The following is a 16552-nucleotide window of genomic DNA, read 5'->3' on the forward strand; positions in this document are numbered from 1 at the left end:
TCCAAAATGTTAACTATTGATAAAATTAAAGTAACATATCGTAAAATTTGGATATTTTATTTTTCATGGACGAGGATTTATACATCATGATATAATGTAATGCTAGGTTATTTACCTGTCGACTATGTAAATGAATTTTCGAGGAGATCATTCCAGTGGGACGTAAGTGGGCAAATATTGTTGCTAAAAAAACAGCTAAAGACGGTGCAACGTCTAATGTATATGCAAAATTCGGTGTAGAAATTTATGCTGCTGCTAAACAAGGCGAACCAGACCCAGAATTAAATACATCTTTAAAATTCGTTATTGAACGTGCTAAACAAGCGCAGGTTCCAAAACACGTTATTGATAAAGCCATTGATAAAGCCAAAGGCGGCAGCGATGAAACGTTCGTGCAAGGGCGTTATGAAGGTTTTGGTCCCAGTGGCTCACTGATTATCGCTGAAACATTGACTTCAAATGTTAACCGTACGATTGCTAATGTCCGCTCAATTTTTAATAAAAAAGGCGGGAATATCGGAGCGGCTGGTTCTGTCAGCTATATGTTTGATAATACCGGAGTGATTGTATTTGAAGGGACAGATCCTGACCACATTTTTGAAATTTTGCTTAATGCTGAAGTAGATGTTCGTGATGTAACCGAAGAAGAAGGAAACATCGTTATTTATACAGAATCTACAGATCTTCACAAAGGCATTGCAGCTTTAAAAGCCGCAGGGATTACTGAATTCTCTACCACAGAATTAGAGATGATTGCTCAATCAGAAATTGAACTTTCACCAGAAGATTTAGAAGTCTTTGCAGGGCTTGTTGATGCCCTTGAAGATGACGATGATGTTCAAAAAGTATATCATAACGTTGCTAATCTCTAATGATAGATTAAAAGAATCTGTCATTATGGCAGATTTTTTTAACTCATAAAGTTGTTATGAATAAGAATGTCTAGCCAGGTATGGCAATTCTAAAAAACAGATAAAAACCACTATCTTAAAAAATGTAATAATTAAAACCTATGGTCTTAACTTCTTAGGTACGCGATAAACGTTATACGTCCAATATGCCCCGCGATATCCTGCATCTACTCAGCGCCGCTATGAACAATTGAGATGTTAACTCCATCATTCCAGATCATTCTGATGCAAGCACAACGTGAGTTCCTCACTTATCGCTGTCCCGACATTATGAGTGAAGCTTTTCATCAGATAGTGTGGTCCGCTTCACGCTCAGAGTCGTCCAGCGATTGACAGTCTCAGGCAGTATGGAAACAATGAGTACAAGTACACTGTTATTACAAACTCGGATATTTTCCATCGTCATCAACTAAAAAAATCTGAGATAGATACCAGGTATCATTTTCTTTGGACAACTGATATTCATAAATAGGTGAATAATACTGCCTTGATAATTTTGTCGTTACGACCGCTATTTTTTCAGTAATCTGAACCGATATGATCTTCTCTTGCTCAGGGTCATGACTAGACTCAGAACCAAAAGCTATAGGCTCGCCCTGAAAACCAGGTTTTGTATATTTTTTCAAAAGCTCATTCCAACCCTTCTGGGCCTGGAGCATAACTTCTTGCTTTCCATCGTTCTGATTTCTCTGAAATGACTGGTCATTCCAATATTTATAATCCCTCTGGAAAGCGGTGACTACCTGTTCCGGAGTATTTGCCAGTATGTCCCCAGCGCTTAAAAATCCAACGCTTAACACAACTAATTTAATCAACAGATGTCTCAACAAGTTCACCCATATTTGGTATGATTTAAAGCAGTGTCTCGCAAGGGACTTTTTGAAGTCAACTTAATTAATAGCTGCACAACCAGGATGATTGAACTGTATAGATTCCGAGCATGCCTGACAGTGGTTAGCAACCAGGAAACATTCCCCTCGTTCTTCATTTAAACATTCTGGGGAAAACATCGAGCCTTTCTCCCTTTGATGTAGTGCTACTCTTTAAGCAAACCAACTTTGAGGGTATTGCTGATGATGTTGACCCGCCATCTGCTACAGCAAAAAATCACACTTCTGGAACCGTTCTCCGAAGACCAAACGGCAGCGTTTGCCGTGAGTGCTGCACGTGAGTTATTGCTTTACATGGATAAAATTGAGGCGCTGGAGAAAATTATTGCGACTCCGGTTACACTACCTTATTGCAGCGCAAGTCCGGTTTGTGAGATTGAGGCGGGCTATGCCGCAGGCGTAAACGACTGCCGCGAGGCCATCCGGCGGGCAGGATATCCTATCGAAGGTGATGATTAGTTTGCGCTTATGTTAACAAATATGTGCTTTTATTGTATAAAACTGTAACCTAAGCGCGCGGCTGTGGGCTACATCAACTTACCTGCTTCGGAGTGGCAAACATTCTCTATCAACGTACAACGCTGTTATGCAACAACATAAACGGGTAACCGATTTGGCAATACTGTTAACTATCAGGGTGGACTCGTGAAGATTGTGCAGGATAAGCTCAGAAACAGGCAGGCACTGCTGGTATCAGGGCTCATTACGTTGATATTTACTTCGTTGTTTCTGTTTATTATTTATGAACAGCGAATGGCCGCTGCCAGCGAAGGTGTCAACCGCCTGCAAGCGCGCATGATGGACATTTTTAACGATAACGAGCTGATCGCCGATGCGATTGGTGAGCGTTATCACCATATCAAAACGGGGGAACAATGCGGCGATATTTCAAAATTTGTTCTCCGGGATGAGGATGAATGGGGAATTAACGCCGATCCAAAGCGGCTGCATTCGGCGACGGGGACAATGGTTGCCCAGCAAACCAGTCACAACGCGCTGTGTATGTATACGGCGGCTGAATTTATTCGCGGTATGGTCAATGAGCTAAACCCGGGCAGCTTCGATGCACATCGTTATATCATCGCCAAAAATTCAGATTATTTTTACTGGTTTATGGCTTCCGATTCGCGCAATTTCAGTTTCTCTAATTCTGAAATGGCACGGGATATCACCAACTTTTTCTATCCTCCGGTCGATTTCTATACTCGATTACTGCAAAAAAACGTCAAAAACAAAGCCCTTAGTTCGACGAATTTTTATACCGATAAAATTACCGGTGAAAAAGCTTACAGCGTGGTGAGTTATATCTACGATCTGTCTGGCAAAGAGATATCAGACCAAATCGTAGCCTATCTGGTCTATGACCATTCAAAGCCCGAATTGCAGGAAGCGTTAGCCCAGGCATTTGACAACCAAATTCCACCGGAGCTGAATGTGGAGTTGGTGAATTTAACAAACCATGAGAGTCTCTGTTTATCCGGTAAATGTACCGGTCAATCCCGCTTTATGGTGCGCAATTTTTCGGAGAAATATGCGCTGCACTATTCGCTTTCATTAGGCCGTTTTATGGCGCGCGACGCACATGCCGGGATTGTTATCCTGCTGGCGCCGTTCTTTTTCATCATCATTAGCTTCTCGTTAAAGTCATGGCTAAACGAAAGCGACCTAAAAGTTTATATCGATACTCTGACCGGCTGTTTTAACCGCCGAATTCTCGACATCATCAAGCGTCGGGATTTATCACACTGCTCGGTGGTGCTACTTGACTGTAATAAGTTCAAGGCCGTCAATGACACCTGGGGCCACGCGGCAGGCGATCGTGCGCTGCAAATTATCGCCAACAGAATGCTGTCAAACACCCGCACCAGCCACGATATTGTGATTCGTACCGGTGGGGATGAATTTATGATCCTGCTGTTTCGATCGCAGGCAACTGACGCCATAGCAATCGCGCAACGTATTAGCGGGCAGGTGACCAGCCATGTGTTTGTGGTGGATGGCCATACCGTGCCATTGTCAGTATCGTGGGGAATTGCAGAGGTGAACGGTGAACTGGATGTGGCCATTCAGAATGCGGATAGCGCTATGTATAGAATGAAGCACACGAAAGAAGGATAAAACCGCCAGAAATTTCTGGCGGTTGATTTAGCTTACTGGTGGGTGGCGGCTTTCATCGTGCTGACAAACGCTTTCAGCTCAGCCAGCATCTGTTCCGGTGCCGCAACATTTTTCTCAATGATTTTCACAATTGCCGAGCCGGAAATTGCACCGGCGGCACCGGCTTCAATAGCACCAGCGACCTGTTCAGGCGCAGAAATACCAAAGCCCTGTAAAGAAGGTGGCGCACCATATTCTTTCAGCTTTTCGACCAGATGATGCAGCGGTAATGCCGCACGATTTTCGGCACCGGTCACGCCGGCACGTGAAAGCAGATAAGTGTAGCCACGACCATAAGAGGCAATCTGGCGTAGCAGTTCTTCATCAGCGTTCGGCGGGCAGATGAAAATCGGCGCGATGTTGTGGCGCAGCGCTGCAGTTCTGAACGGAGCTGACTCCTCAACCGGCACATCGGCTACCAACACAGAATCCACACCGACTTTCTCACAATGGGCGTAAAATTCATCAATGCCCTTACTAAAGACCAGGTTGGCATACATCAGCAACCCAATGGGAATCGTCGGATGCTTCTGGCGAATCAGCGCCAGCATTTCAAAGCATTGCGACGGTGTAACGCCGGCGGCAAACGCTCGCAGGGTGGCTTCCTGTATGGTCGGACCGTCTGCCAGCGGATCGGAGAACGGAATGCCGAGCTCAAGCGCGTCGGCACCGGCTTCAATCAGCGTATCAATGATTTTCAGTGACTGCTCAACAGACGGATCGCCCAGGGTTACGAAGGGGACAAAAGCGCCTTCTTTGCGGTCCTTCAGCTGTGCAAACAGGTTTTCGTAACGTTCCATCAGATTTCCCCTCGCGCTTTCAGAATATCGTGTACGGTGAAAATGTCTTTGTCTCCGCGACCGGAGAGATTAACCACCAGTAACTGCTCTTTTTCCGGATTCTCACGCATCATTTTCAACGCGTGCGCCAGGGCATGGGAGGACTCCAGTGCCGGAATAATTCCCTCGTGCAGACACAGCGTTTTGAAGGCTTCCAGTGCTTCATCATCGGTGATTGAAACATAATCAGCGCGACCAATGCTGTTCAGGTACGCATGCTGTGGCCCAACTGACGGGAAGTCCAGTCCTGCAGAAATAGAGTAAGACTCTTCAATCTGTCCTTCTTCGGTCTGCATCATCGGGGACTTCATGCCGAAGTAAATCCCGACACGACCATGCTTCAACGGCGCGCCGTGTTCTCCAGACTCAATCCCATGACCGCCTGGCTCTACGCCAATCAGACCGACGCTGGTTTCATTGATAAAGTCGGCGAACATACCGATGGCATTAGAACCGCCGCCCACGCAGGCGATAACGGCGTCCGGCAGACGACCTTCTTTTTCCAGAATCTGCGCCTTGGTTTCTTCACCGATCATGCGCTGGAATTCACGCACAATGGTCGGGAAGGGGTGCGGGCCAGCCGCCGTACCGAGCATGTAGTGCGCGGTATCGTAGCTGCCAGACCAGTCGCGAAGCGCTTCGTTACAGGCATCTTTAAGCGTTGCGGAACCGCTGTGAACGGGGATAACTTCAGCGCCCATCAAACGCATACGGAAAACGTTAGGCGACTGACGTTCAACATCTTTCGCGCCCATATAAATACGGCATTTCAACCCCAGCAGTGCGCTGGCGAGAGCAGATGCAACACCGTGCTGACCCGCGCCTGTTTCGGCGATGATTTCCGTTTTACCCATGCGCTTCGCCAGCAACGCCTGACCCAGCACCTGGTTGGTTTTGTGCGCGCCGCCGTGCAGTAAGTCTTCACGCTTGAGATACAGCGTTGTGTTGGTGCCTTGAGTAATGTTCTGGCACTTGGTCAGTGCGGTTGGGCGACCCGCATAGTTTTTCAGCAGATCTGTAAACTGCGCCTGAAATTCAGGATCCTTTTGTGCGCTGACAAAAGCTTCTTCCAGCTGGCGCAGGGCAGGCATCAGAATCTGTGGCACATACATACCGCCAAATTCACCAAAGTACGGATTGAGTAATGTTGTCATGTCCTTTTCCTTAATATGCGCGCAGCGTCTGAAAGACCGAAGCCAGAAGACGTGCATCTTTGATGCCCGGCTGTGACTCTACGCCAGAATTGAAATCGAGACCGGCACAGCCGGTTTTTGCCGCGTCAACGCAGTTATCTGCGCCGAGTCCGCCAGCCAGTAAAACGTTATTCAGCGATTGTCCGCCTAAAAGTGACCAGTCGAAGCGTTGACCGCTGCCGCCCTGGCCGTTGTCGAAGACGTATTTATCGACATGCTGATAATCACGGGCTGGCAACGTCTCGCTGACGCTGAGTGCCTTCCAGATTTGCACCTGTGCGGGCAGTAAGTCGCGCAGGGCGTCAACATAGGACTGGTCTTCGTTACCGTGCAGTTGCACGGCAGTTAGTCCCAGCTCCGCCGCTGTTGCGCTCACGTCGGCAATATCTGAGTTGCGAAACACCCCGACGTATTGCAGCGGCGCGCCGGTCATGACCTCTCGCGCCTGTGCAACGTTGACCGCGCGCGGTGATGTGGGGACAAAAATCAAGCCGCCGTAAATGGCGCCTGCTTCGTATGCCGCATTTGCATCCTGAGCCCGGGTTAAACCGCAGACTTTATTCTCGCCGAGCAGTACGCGACGCACGGCGGTATGCAGATCGTCATGCGACATCAGCGCAGAGCCAATCAGAAAACCGTTGGCGAAGTGGCTGAGCTCGCGCACCTGACCGTAAGTATTGATGCCGGACTCGCTGATGACGGTCACACCGTGACCCAGACGCGGTGCCAGTTGACGAGTGCGATTCAGATCAATCGACAGGTCGCGTAAATCACGGTTGTTGATACCAACGACTTTGGCGCCCAGTGCGATAGCACGCTCCAGCTCTTCTTCGTTACTGACTTCGGTCAGTACGCCCATTTTCAGGCTGTGGGCGACGGCGGCGAGTTGACGATATTGCTCATCATCGAGCACCGACAGCATCAGCAAACAGGCGTCCGCCTGGTAGAAACGCGCCAGGTAAATCTGGTAAGGATCGATAATAAAGTCCTTGCACAGAATCGGCTGCGGTGCGATGCGGCTGACGATAGGCAGGAAATCAAAGCTCCCCTGGAAATACTTCTCATCGGTCAGTACGGAGATCGCGGAAGCATAATGTTTATAGATGTTCGCAATCTGTGCCGGATCGAAGTCATCACGGATCACGCCTTTTGATGGAGATGCTTTTTTGCATTCCAGAATAAAGGCGGTGCGTGCACCTTGCAGCGCATCGTAGAAATCACGTGAGCCAGGCTGAACATCATTTTGAAAGCTGGCCAGCGGTTGTTGCTGTTTGCGGGCTTCTACCCAAATCGCCTTGTCTGCGACAATTTTCGCTAAAACGGTTTGCATCATTTACCCTCTTGCTGCCAGTGCAGTGACGCGGTCATAGGCCGCACCGCTACGCAGTACATTAATCACGGTTTGCGCATTGGCTTTTAAATCTTCTTCACCGTGCAGGCGCATTAACATGGCGACATTCGCGGCAACAGCAGCTTCATGAGCGGCTTCACCTTTACCTTGTAACAAGCGACTAAGAATGTCACGGTTTTCTTCCGGCGTGCCGCCAGCCAGCTGTTCTTGGTGGTAAGGCGTCAAACCAAAGTCTTCTGCCGTCAGTTGATAACTCTTGATTTCCCCATCGTGCAGCTCTGCCACAATGGTCGGCGCATGCAGCGAAACTTCGTCCATGCCACCACTGTGCACCACGGCTGCTCGTTGATATCCCAGCACGCGCAGCGTTTCAGCAATCGGTAGCACCAGTTCCGGGCTGTAAACGCCGATCAGCGCCAGCGGTGGATGCGCCGGGTTAATCAACGGGCCGAGCACGTTAAACAGCGTGCGGGTTTTCAGCTGCTGGCGTACCGGCATGGCATGGCGAAAACCGGTGTGATATTTCGGCGCAAACAGGAAGCACACCCCGAGGTCGTCTAGCGCCTGACGGGATTTATCAGCGTTCATATCCAGATTGATGCCAAATGCCGCTAACAGATCCGAAGAGCCAGACTTGCTGGAGACACTGCGGTTGCCGTGTTTGGCAACTTTCAGTCCGCAAGCCGCCGCAACAAAGGCGCTGGCGGTAGAAATATTGATGCTGTTGCTGCCGTCGCCGCCGGTACCGACAATATCGGCAAACAGATAATCAGGGCGCGGGAACGGGGCGGCGTTTTCCAGCAGCGCGGTTGCCGCACCGGCAATTTCATTCGGGTGTTCGCCACGAATTTTCATGCTCACCAGCGCCGCAGCCAGTTGTTCCGGCTTCAGTTCACCGCGAACGACTGCGGAAAACAGCTGGTGGCTTTCCTGCTGGGACAGCGTCTGGGCCTGATACAGTTTCTCCAGAATGGGTTGCAGCGTATTAGTTTGTTCAAGCTTCTGTTGCGCCCAGGCCAGCGTTTGTTCCAGCAAACGCGCGCCTTGGGTGGTCAGAATTGATTCCGGATGGAACTGGAAGCCGCAGACGCGATCGGTATCGTGACGCACCGCCATCACCATGCCGTTAAAGTGGGCGTTAATGGTCAATCCAGCAGGTACGTTGCTGCCAACCAGCGAATGATAGCGTGCCACCGGCAGCGGATTCGCCAGACCAGCAAACATCGCCTGACCGTCGTGTTCAATGCTGGACGCTTTGCCGTGCAGGATCTCTCCGGCCTGGCCCACATATCCACCATAGGCTTCAACAATGGCCTGGTGTCCCAGACAAATACCGATGATTGGCAGCTTGCCGCGCAAACGGGTTAACAGCTCCGGCATGCAACCTGCTTCGCTTGGCGCACCTGGTCCTGGAGAAAGCATCAGCACCGGATTTTTCATGGTTGCTAAGCGGTCAATCAACGTCTGGGCCGGAATATGGTTGCGGTAAATCACCACGTTGTGGCCATTAGTACGCAGCTGATCCGCCAGGTTGTAGGTAAAAGAATCGATGTTATCAAGCAGCAGAATGTCAGCCATTAGAAGGTCTCCTGTGCGTGGTGCGCGGTAGCGATAGCACGCAGAACCGCACGCGCTTTATTACGGGTTTCATCGGCTTCAGACTGCGGTACAGAATCCAGAACAATCCCGGCACCGGCTTGTACGGTGGCAATACCGTCTTCCACGAGGGCGGAGCGAATGACAATACAGGTATCCAGATCGCCATGCGCCGTGAAGTAACCTACCGCACCGCCGTAGCTGCCACGGCGACGACCCTCTGCCTCGGCGATAAGCTGCATGGCGCGAACTTTTGGCGCTCCGCTTAACGTGCCCATATTCATACAGGCGCGGTAAGCATGCAGAACATCCAGATCGCTACGCAATTCGCCGACCACGCGCGAAACCAGGTGCATAACGAAGGAGTAACGATCGACTTTTGTGAGGTCAGCAACATAGCGGCTGCCAGGCGTACAGATGCGCGCCAGGTCGTTACGCGCAAGGTCAACCAGCATCAGGTGCTCAGAAAGCTCTTTATGGTCGGTACGCATCTCCAGCTCGATACGGCTGTCGAGATCGCGATCAAGCGAACCGTCCGCACGACGACCACGCGGGCGAGTACCAGCAATCGGGTAGATCTCTATCTGGCGGCTGGTGGCATCATATTTCAGCGAGCTTTCCGGGGAGGCGCCAAACAGCGTGAAATCGTTGTCCTGCATGAAAAACATGTATGGGCTGGGGTTACTTTTCTTCAGCACATAGTAGGCCGCCAGAGGAGATGGGCAGGGCAGCGAGAAACGGCGGGATGGCACCACCTGGAAAATTTCGCCTGCGCGAATCGCTTTTTGCATGCCACGAACTACGGCGCCAAACTCTTCATCGCTCTGATTGCACTCGCAGCGCATCTGCGGGACTTCAGTGACCGGCAACGGCGGCGCAGGCTCGGTAAGCTGCTGGCTCAACTGCGCCAGCCGAGCGTTAAGACGCTGTTTTTCCGCATCATTGGGGGTAAAAATACTGGCCTGAATACGGGTGCTTTTTTTCTGGTGGTCGATAACCATCAGCGTTTCTGCCAGATAGAAGCAGTAGTCAGGGCAACGGTTGCCCGCTTCAAGCTGAGGTAAATCTTCAAAACCGGCAACCAGGTCGTAGGAAAAAAGACCGCCGAAGAACATCGCTTCACGTTCTTGCACAGGAACATTCACCAGCTCCTGCAATAAACGGAATGCATCAAATACGGACAGGGAGCATAAGCGGGCGTCTTCATCGAGCAGTGGGCTGACGGCAGGGAATCGCAGATGACGACCATTCGGCTGTTGTTCGTTCTCAACGCCAGCGGGCAGGGCAGCATCCAGCAGGGGCAGCAGCGATGCGCCGTTTGCGGACAAAGCCTGAATAGTGACAGTGTCACCGAGAGCGGTAATGCGTAATGCGCTGTCAACCAGCAGCAGGCTCTTCAGATCGTCTTTGCTGTCGATGTCTGCAGATTCCAGCAGCAGTGTTGCTGGACGTGCGCCACACACCTGATGAAACAGCGCCGTCGGATTCTCACGGTAGGCGGCATCGCAGGCAAGCAGTTCGAGTGTCGGTTTTTGAGTTTGCATCGTTATTCTCATTAATTTTGTTCAAAAAAAAGCCCGCTCATTTGGCGGGCCGGGTATCTGGTTGCATATTGCAGACGTAAGACACTGCCCGAAATCAGGAAGTGCGCCACCAACCGTGCAGAACAAATGTTGCTTTCATCTCAGATACCTTCTTCATGTGAACTTGCGTACTAGTTAACTAGTTCGATGGAATAAAGTCAACACCTGATTTCAGTATATTTGTCGAAACCGCTATGATGGGCGTGATACGACATTTATTGAAATGGGAGCCGCCTTGAGCGACACGAATTACGCAGTGATTTATGACCTGCACAGTCATACTACAGCCTCCGATGGGCGGTTAACGCCAGAAGCCTTAGTACACCGTGCGGTAGAGATGCGAGTCGGTACACTGGCGATCACCGATCATGACACCACGGCCGGCATTGCGGCGGCAAGAGAAGAAATTTCACGTTCAGGTTTAGCCTTAAATTTGATCCCTGGCGTAGAGATATCAACGGTCTGGGAAAACCATGAGATCCATATAGTGGGTCTGAACATTGATATCGCCCATCCCATGATGTGTGAATTTCTGGCGCAACAAACGGAACGTCGTCAGCAGCGTGCGCGCCTGATTGCCGAACGACTCGACAAAGCGCATATCCCCGGCGCGTGGGAAGGGGCGTTACGCCTGGCTGATGGCGGGGCGGTTACGCGGGGCCATTTTGCGCGTTTCCTGATGGAATGCGGAAAAGCCACAACCATGGCGGATGTCTTTAAAAAATATCTTGCCCGTGGGAAAACCGGTTACGTTCCGCCACAGTGGTGTACAATAGAACAAGCTATTGATGTCATTCATCATTCTGGCGGTAAGGCTGTTCTGGCTCATCCTGGGCGGTACGATCTTAGCGCTAAGTGGCTGAAAAGACTGGTTGCGCATTTTGCTGAACATCGCGGCGACGCGATGGAAGTAGCACAGTGCCAGCAGTCGCCCAATGAACGCACCCATCTGGCGACGCTTGCGCGTTCGCATCAACTGTGGGCATCGCAAGGGTCTGATTTTCATCTACCCTGCCCATGGATTGAGTTGGGTCGTAAACTTTGGTTGCCCGCAGGCGTAGAAGGTGTCTGGCAACTTTGGGAGCAGCCCGAGATCACAGAGAGGAAAGTATGAGTCAGTTTTTTTATATTCATCCCGAAAACCCGCAGCAGCGACTGATCAATCAGGCCGTTGAAATCGTGCGTAAAGGTGGGGTGATCGTCTATCCAACCGATTCCGGCTATGCGTTGGGCTGCAAAATTGAAGATAAAGGCGCCATGGAGCGCATTTGCCGCATCCGTCATCTGCCGGACGGGCACAACTTTACGCTGATGTGTCGTGACCTGTCCGAACTGTCGACCTATTCGTTTGTCGACAACGTGGCATTCCGTTTAATTAAAAACAACACGCCGGGTAACTACACCTTCATCCTGAAAGGGACGAAAGAAGTTCCGCGCCGTTTGTTGCAGGAAAAACGTAAGACCATCGGCCTGCGTGTGCCATCGAATCCGATTGCGCTGGCGCTGCTGGAAGCACTGGGCGAGCCGATGCTCTCTACATCGCTGATGCTGCCGGGCAGTGAATTTACTGAGTCAGACCCGGAAGAGATTAAAGACCGTCTGGAAAAACTGGTGGATTTGATTATTCACGGTGGCTATCTCGGTCAGCAGCCGACCACAGTCATCGATTTAACCGACGATTCCCCGGTGGTGTTGCGTGAAGGCGTCGGCGACGTTAAACCTTTCTTATAAGGGCGCGAACCGCTATACTACGCGGCCTTAAAATGGCGCTGACTGGCGCCGTTGATTCTCCTGTTCGACGCCTGTGAAGGCGACATCTAAAGGAAGCTCTATGAGCGAAAAGTTACAAAAAGTGCTGGCGCGCGCTGGCCACGGTTCTCGCCGTGAAATCGAATCTATTATTGCCGCGGGTCGCGTGAGCGTTGATGGCAAAATTGCCACGCTCGGCGATCGCGTTGAAGTCACTCCGGGTCTGAAAATCCGTATCGACGGTCATCTGATTTCGGTTAAAGAGTCTGCAGAGCAAATCTGCCGCGTTCTGGCCTATTACAAACCAGAGGGTGAACTGTGTACCCGCAACGACCCGGAAGGTCGTCCGACCGTGTTCGATCGTTTGCCAAAACTGCGTGATGCGCGCTGGATTGCCGTAGGGCGTCTGGACGTGAATACCTGCGGTTTACTGCTGTTTACCACCGATGGTGAACTGGCTAACCGCCTGATGCATCCAAGCCGTGAAGTTGAACGTGAATATGCGGTACGTGTGTTTGGTCAGGTTGATGATGCAAAACTGCGCGATCTGAGTCGTGGTGTACAGCTGGAAGATGGTCCGGCGGCATTTAAAACGATCAAGTTCAGCGGTGGTGAAGGGATCAACCAGTGGTATAACGTCACGCTGACCGAAGGGCGTAACCGTGAAGTCCGTCGCCTGTGGGAAGCTGTAGGTGTACAGGTAAGCCGTCTTATTCGTGTTCGTTACGGTGATATCCCGCTGCCGAAAGGCCTGCCGCGTGGTGGCTGGACCGAGCTTGACCTCGCGCAGACCAACTATCTGCGTGAACTGGTGGAATTGAAGCCGGAAACAACCTCTAAAGTTGCCGTCGAGAAAGATCGTCGTCGCATGAAGGCAAATCAGATCCGTCGTGCGGTGAAGCGCCACTCACAGGTCGGTAGCAGCCGTCGTCCGGGGGGGCGTAGCAACAACGGTTAATTATGAGTAGGCCTGATAAGCAAAGCGCCATCAGGCGTTAGCGTGGAGCCGGATGCGGCGCAAGCGCCTTATCCGGCCTGCTGTCAGTAATCAATCCCTATCTGGGCCTTCACGCCCGCTTCAAACGCATGCTTGACCGGGCGCAGCTCGCTGACCGTATCCGCTAACTCCAGAATATCGCGATGACATCCACGGCCGGTGATAATCACCGTTTGATGGGCAGGGCGCGCGTTTAGGGCAGTGATGACCTCTTCAAGCGGCAGATAGTCGTATGCCACCATATAGGTCAGCTCGTCCAGCACCACCATATCCAGTTCATCGTCGGCTAGCATCCGCTTGCAGTGTTCCCACACGGCCATACAGGCCGCGGTGTCGGACTCACGGTTTTGCGTTTCCCAGGTAAATCCTGTCGCCATAACCTGAAACTCTACACCGTGGGGTTCAAGTAAGTTACGTTCTCCGTTTGGCCACGTACCTTTAATAAATTGTACGACGCCGACTTTTTTACCGTGGCCCACCGCGCGCGTGGCGGTACCGAATGCGGCGGTGGTTTTACCCTTACCATTTCCGGTGAATACGATGATGATCCCGCGCTCGTCCGTAGCGGCGGCAACGCGTGCGTCAACCCGATCTTTTACGCGCTGTTGACGTTGCTGATAGCGTTCTTCACTCATTGGGCAATTCCTGGTTTACGGCCCGGCTGGGCGTCAAAAGTCATACCGGTTTTACGGCGGCTGTCATCGCCCATCAGCCACAGGTAGAGCGGCATAATATCGGCGGGAGTTTTCAATTTTTGTGGATCTTCCGTGGGGAATGCGCTGGCTCGCATGCCAGTTCGTGTTCCACCAGGATTGATACAGTTTACGCGCAGATGACGGTTTTGATACTCATCAGCCAGAACCTGCATCATCCCTTCGGTAGCAAATTTTGATGTGGCATACGCCCCCCAATTGGCGCGTCCCTGGCGGCCAACGCTGGAAGAGGTAAAGACCAGCGATCCGGCATCGGATTTGAGTAACAACGGCAGCAATGCCTGAGTCAGCATAAAAGTGGCATTCACATTTACCTGCATCACATCCTGCCAGACCTGCGGGTTTTGTTCACTCATTGGGCAAATATCGCCGAGTAATCCGGCGTTATGCAGTACGCCATCCAGACGTGGGAAATGTGCGGCAATGCGCTGTGCAAGCTGGTGACATTCTTCAGAGGTACAGGTCAGTAAATCCAGTGTAAACCACTGTGGTTGTGTTCCGTTTTCATCGGCGATAGTACGGGCAACCTGACGCAGTTTTTCTTCGTTACGCCCAAGCAGGATAACGGTCGCGCCATAGCGTGCATAGGTCTGCGCGGCTTCGCGTCCGATACCATCGCTGGCACCGGTGACAAGAATAATGCGGCCCTGTAAAAGGTCTTGTTTAGGTTGGTAATGCACGGCTACTCCTCGGCGACGCCCTGGCCATCTCGTTCGCAATAACTTTTGGGCTTTATGCCTTAAACCCTGTTCTTTTTCAATCAGCCAAAGGCAATAACACCGCAAAATGAACGCTTTGTCATGCTTTTTACTGATTCAGCACTGGATGTATGAAGCAAGACGAGGTGACACACCTGTTGTACACTGAGCGGAAGTCGCGTTGTTTAACCAAGGTGGGTCTTGTGGAATTGTTGTCTGAATATGGGCTGTTTTTGGCAAAAATTGTCACTGTCGTGGTGGCTATTGCAGTGGTGGTGATGCTGATCGTAAACGCGACACAACGCAAACGTCAGCGTGGGGAATTGCGGGTTATTAACCTCAGCGATCAATATAAAGAGATGAAGGAAGATCTGTCGCTGGCCTTATTGGATGGGCATCAGCAAAAATTCTGGCATAAGGCGCAGAAAAAGAAACAGAAGCTGGAGGCGAAGGCCGCCAAGGCAAAAGCGAAACTGGGTGACAGTACGTCATCAGATAAACCTCGTGTATGGGTGCTTGATTTTAAAGGCAGTATGGATGCCCATGAGGTCAGCGCATTACGTGAAGAGGTGACGGCGGTGCTGGCGGTTGTTAAACCTCAGGATCAGGTGGTGGTTCGTCTGGAAAGCCCGGGCGGTGTGGTACATGGTTATGGCCTGGCTGCGTCCCAGTTACAACGCCTGCGCGATAAGCAGATCCCACTGACCGTCACGGTAGATAAAGTCGCTGCTAGCGGCGGATATATGATGGCCTGCGTGGCAGATAAAATTGTTTCGGCGCCGTTTGCTATCGTCGGCTCAATTGGCGTGGTGGCGCAGATCCCGAACTTTAACCGCTTCCTGAAAGGGAAAGATATTGATATCGAACTGCACACCGCCGGACAGTACAAGCGTACGCTGACGTTGCTTGGCGAGAACACGGAAGAAGGGCGGCAGAAATTCCGTGAAGATCTGAACGAAACACATCATTTGTTTAAAGATTTTGTCCATCGTATGCGCCCGACTCTGGACATTGAGCAGGTTGCCACGGGTGAACACTGGTTTGGTCAACAGGCGCTGGCAAATGGGCTGGTGGATGAGATCAATACCAGCGATGAGGTGATCCTCGGGCTGATGGACGGTCGTGAAGTGTTGAACGTTCGCTATCTGCAGCGTAAAAAGCTGATGGATCGTTTTACCGGTAGTGCGGCGGAGAGCGCCGATCGTTTGCTGATGCGCTGGTGGCAGCGGGGGCAGAAGCCACTGATGTAAAATTGTCATTGCCGGATAGCGATGCTCACATATCCTATCCGGCCTACAAATAGGCATCAATGTAGGCTAGATAAGGTGTTGCCGCCATCCGGCAAGTTATTTCTCGAGTTAATCGATCAAGTGATACTTTTCAGAAAGTACGTGCGCCAGGTGTTTAAACATATTAAACACAGCCGTACTTTTGGGCGTTGGTAGCCCTTGCTCGTCTAAAAAGTAATCTCCGCTGAAAACCAGCACGCCGTTTCGCTGCGTAACGCCGGTGGCGACAATCCCCGCCAGCGTGTCCTCATGCTCACGAATGATTTTGTTGGCTTCAATCAGCAGTGTTTCGCGATCGATGGGTTGAGTGTCTTTATGCATGATTTACTCCTTAAACAAGGACATTAGTCTACGCTGAGCCCGCCTTATGGGTAAATATTCCCTGACATAAATGAAGGTTTTACGACAGTGTTACAACTGGCGAGATTTGTTTTTGCATGCTAATAAAGTTGCGTAACGCATTTTATCAGGTACAGTGTGACGCTTTCGTCAATCTGGCAACAGATTTGCTTGACATTCGACCAATACTTCGTCGTGCTAGAGCGTTTGTGAGAAAAAAAGCCTGTTAACTCAGTTACATGAGAGT

At 51.0% G+C, this 16552-nt stretch carries 17 protein-coding genes and 1 other annotated feature; of the genes, 7 read left to right on the top strand and 10 right to left on the bottom strand.

From position 1 onward, the window contains the following. Positions 1-155 precede the first annotated feature (155 nt). Positions 156-872, top strand: coding sequence for a YebC/PmpR family DNA-binding transcriptional regulator (locus JQN59_RS10980; protein ID WP_003020658.1), 717 nt, complete (start codon positions 156-158; stop codon positions 870-872). Between the two features lie 416 nt (positions 873-1288). Here JQN59_RS10980 and JQN59_RS10985 read toward each other — a convergent pair whose 3' ends face one another. Further along, the gene (locus JQN59_RS10985; RefSeq protein WP_223240868.1) at positions 1289-1726 is read right to left on the bottom strand and encodes a hypothetical protein; all 438 of its coding nucleotides are present in this window, start codon (positions 1724-1726) and stop codon (positions 1289-1291) included. A 258-nt stretch (positions 1727-1984) separates the two neighbouring features. On the opposite strand from JQN59_RS10985, the gene JQN59_RS10990 reads away from it, so the two are divergent. Together JQN59_RS10990 and JQN59_RS10995 are read left to right on the top strand one after the other, a co-directional pair. Continuing rightward, the gene (locus tag JQN59_RS10990; RefSeq protein ID WP_003833349.1) at positions 1985-2260 is read left to right on the top strand and encodes a hypothetical protein; all 276 of its coding nucleotides are present in this window, start codon (positions 1985-1987) and stop codon (positions 2258-2260) included. A 186-nt stretch (positions 2261-2446) separates the two neighbouring features. After that, entirely contained in the window at positions 2447-3919 is a 1473-nt protein-coding gene (locus JQN59_RS10995; protein ID WP_149607723.1) for a GGDEF domain-containing protein, read from the top strand. A gap of 32 nt (positions 3920-3951) precedes the next feature. On the opposite strand, the gene trpA is transcribed toward JQN59_RS10995, so the two are convergent. From trpA to trpL, 6 genes are all read right to left on the bottom strand, one after another. Then, positions 3952-4758, bottom strand: coding sequence for a tryptophan synthase subunit alpha (gene trpA, locus JQN59_RS11000; protein ID WP_008784942.1), 807 nt, complete (start codon positions 4756-4758; stop codon positions 3952-3954). Further along, a complete protein-coding gene (gene trpB / locus JQN59_RS11005) occupies positions 4758-5951 on the bottom strand; it encodes a tryptophan synthase subunit beta (protein WP_003020645.1) in 1194 nt (397 codons plus the stop codon). Before trpB ends, trpA begins: the two co-directional genes overlap by 1 nt. Positions 5952-5961: 10 nt before the next feature. Further along, positions 5962-7323 carry a bifunctional indole-3-glycerol-phosphate synthase TrpC/phosphoribosylanthranilate isomerase TrpF gene (trpCF, locus tag JQN59_RS11010; protein WP_239484222.1) on the bottom strand — a complete coding sequence of 454 codons (1362 nt, stop codon included), beginning with the start codon at positions 7321-7323 and terminating at the stop codon, positions 5962-5964. Next, positions 7324-8919, bottom strand: a complete 1596-nt coding sequence (gene trpD, locus JQN59_RS11015) for a bifunctional anthranilate synthase glutamate amidotransferase component TrpG/anthranilate phosphoribosyltransferase TrpD (RefSeq protein WP_003020639.1) — start codon at positions 8917-8919, stop codon at positions 7324-7326. Next, positions 8919-10481: an anthranilate synthase component 1 gene (locus JQN59_RS11020; RefSeq protein WP_008784939.1), complete on the bottom strand. Its 1563-nt coding sequence runs from the start codon at positions 10479-10481 to the stop codon at positions 8919-8921. Before JQN59_RS11020 ends, trpD begins: the two co-directional genes overlap by 1 nt. A 23-nt stretch (positions 10482-10504) precedes the next feature. Beyond that, positions 10505-10599: a sequence feature (Trp leader region), on the bottom strand. Next, positions 10576-10620: a trp operon leader peptide gene (gene trpL / locus JQN59_RS11025; protein ID WP_012905981.1), complete on the bottom strand. Its 45-nt coding sequence runs from the start codon at positions 10618-10620 to the stop codon at positions 10576-10578. Its footprint overlaps the feature before it by 24 nt. A gap of 135 nt (positions 10621-10755) precedes the next feature. Between trpL and rnm the strand changes: the two genes are divergently transcribed. The 3 genes from rnm to rluB all read left to right on the top strand — a co-directional run bounded on the left by rnm (position 10756) and on the right by rluB (position 13227). Next, positions 10756-11634 carry an RNase RNM gene (gene rnm / locus JQN59_RS11030; RefSeq protein WP_008784938.1) on the top strand — a complete coding sequence of 293 codons (879 nt, stop codon included), beginning with the start codon at positions 10756-10758 and terminating at the stop codon, positions 11632-11634. Further along, positions 11631-12251 (top strand): L-threonylcarbamoyladenylate synthase, encoded by a 621-nt coding sequence (locus tag JQN59_RS11035; RefSeq protein WP_003833336.1) that lies wholly within the window; start codon positions 11631-11633, stop codon positions 12249-12251. Before rnm ends, JQN59_RS11035 begins: the two co-directional genes overlap by 4 nt. Before the next feature lie 100 nt (positions 12252-12351). Further along, entirely contained in the window at positions 12352-13227 is an 876-nt protein-coding gene (gene rluB / locus JQN59_RS11040) for a 23S rRNA pseudouridine(2605) synthase RluB (protein WP_003020625.1), read from the top strand. Positions 13228-13310: 83 nt separating this feature from the next. Here rluB and cobO read toward each other — a convergent pair whose 3' ends face one another. Together cobO and JQN59_RS11050 are read right to left on the bottom strand one after the other, a co-directional pair. Continuing rightward, positions 13311-13901, bottom strand: a complete 591-nt coding sequence (gene cobO / locus JQN59_RS11045; protein WP_149607725.1) for a cob(I)yrinic acid a,c-diamide adenosyltransferase — start codon at positions 13899-13901, stop codon at positions 13311-13313. Then, the gene (locus JQN59_RS11050) at positions 13898-14659 is read right to left on the bottom strand and encodes a YciK family oxidoreductase (protein ID WP_008784935.1); all 762 of its coding nucleotides are present in this window, start codon (positions 14657-14659) and stop codon (positions 13898-13900) included. The genes cobO and JQN59_RS11050 overlap by 4 nt, the downstream gene beginning before the upstream one ends. Before the next feature lie 221 nt (positions 14660-14880). Between JQN59_RS11050 and sohB the strand changes: the two genes are divergently transcribed. After that, positions 14881-15927, top strand: coding sequence for a protease SohB (gene sohB, locus JQN59_RS11055; RefSeq protein ID WP_048216263.1), 1047 nt, complete (start codon positions 14881-14883; stop codon positions 15925-15927). A gap of 108 nt (positions 15928-16035) precedes the next feature. On the opposite strand, the gene JQN59_RS11060 is transcribed toward sohB, so the two are convergent. After that, a complete protein-coding gene (locus JQN59_RS11060; protein WP_003020616.1) occupies positions 16036-16287 on the bottom strand; it encodes a YciN family protein in 252 nt (83 codons plus the stop codon). Between the last annotated feature and the right edge of the window lie 265 nt (positions 16288-16552).

Origin of the sequence: Citrobacter sp. B72, assembly GCF_016894305.1 — a bacterium.
Lineage (GTDB): Bacteria > Pseudomonadota > Gammaproteobacteria > Enterobacterales > Enterobacteriaceae > Citrobacter > Citrobacter portucalensis.

Coding starts and splice junctions, on each gene's coding strand:
- JQN59_RS10990 (WP_003833349.1), top strand. CDS start 1,985: ATGATGTTGACCCGCCATCTGCTACAGCAAAAAATCACACTTCTGGAA.
- trpA (WP_008784942.1), bottom strand. CDS start 4,758: ATGGAACGTTACGAAAACCTGTTTGCACAGCTGAAGGACCGCAAAGAA.
- trpB (WP_003020645.1), bottom strand. CDS start 5,951: ATGACAACATTACTCAATCCGTACTTTGGTGAATTTGGCGGTATGTAT.
- trpCF (WP_239484222.1), bottom strand. CDS start 7,323: ATGATGCAAACCGTTTTAGCGAAAATTGTCGCAGACAAGGCGATTTGG.
- trpD (WP_003020639.1), bottom strand. CDS start 8,919: ATGGCTGACATTCTGCTGCTTGATAACATCGATTCTTTTACCTACAAC.
- JQN59_RS11020 (WP_008784939.1), bottom strand. CDS start 10,481: ATGCAAACTCAAAAACCGACACTCGAACTGCTTGCCTGCGATGCCGCC.
- JQN59_RS11035 (WP_003833336.1), top strand. CDS start 11,631: ATGAGTCAGTTTTTTTATATTCATCCCGAAAACCCGCAGCAGCGACTG.
- rluB (WP_003020625.1), top strand. CDS start 12,352: ATGAGCGAAAAGTTACAAAAAGTGCTGGCGCGCGCTGGCCACGGTTCT.
- cobO (WP_149607725.1), bottom strand. CDS start 13,901: ATGAGTGAAGAACGCTATCAGCAACGTCAACAGCGCGTAAAAGATCGG.
- JQN59_RS11060 (WP_003020616.1), bottom strand. CDS start 16,287: ATGCATAAAGACACTCAACCCATCGATCGCGAAACACTGCTGATTGAA.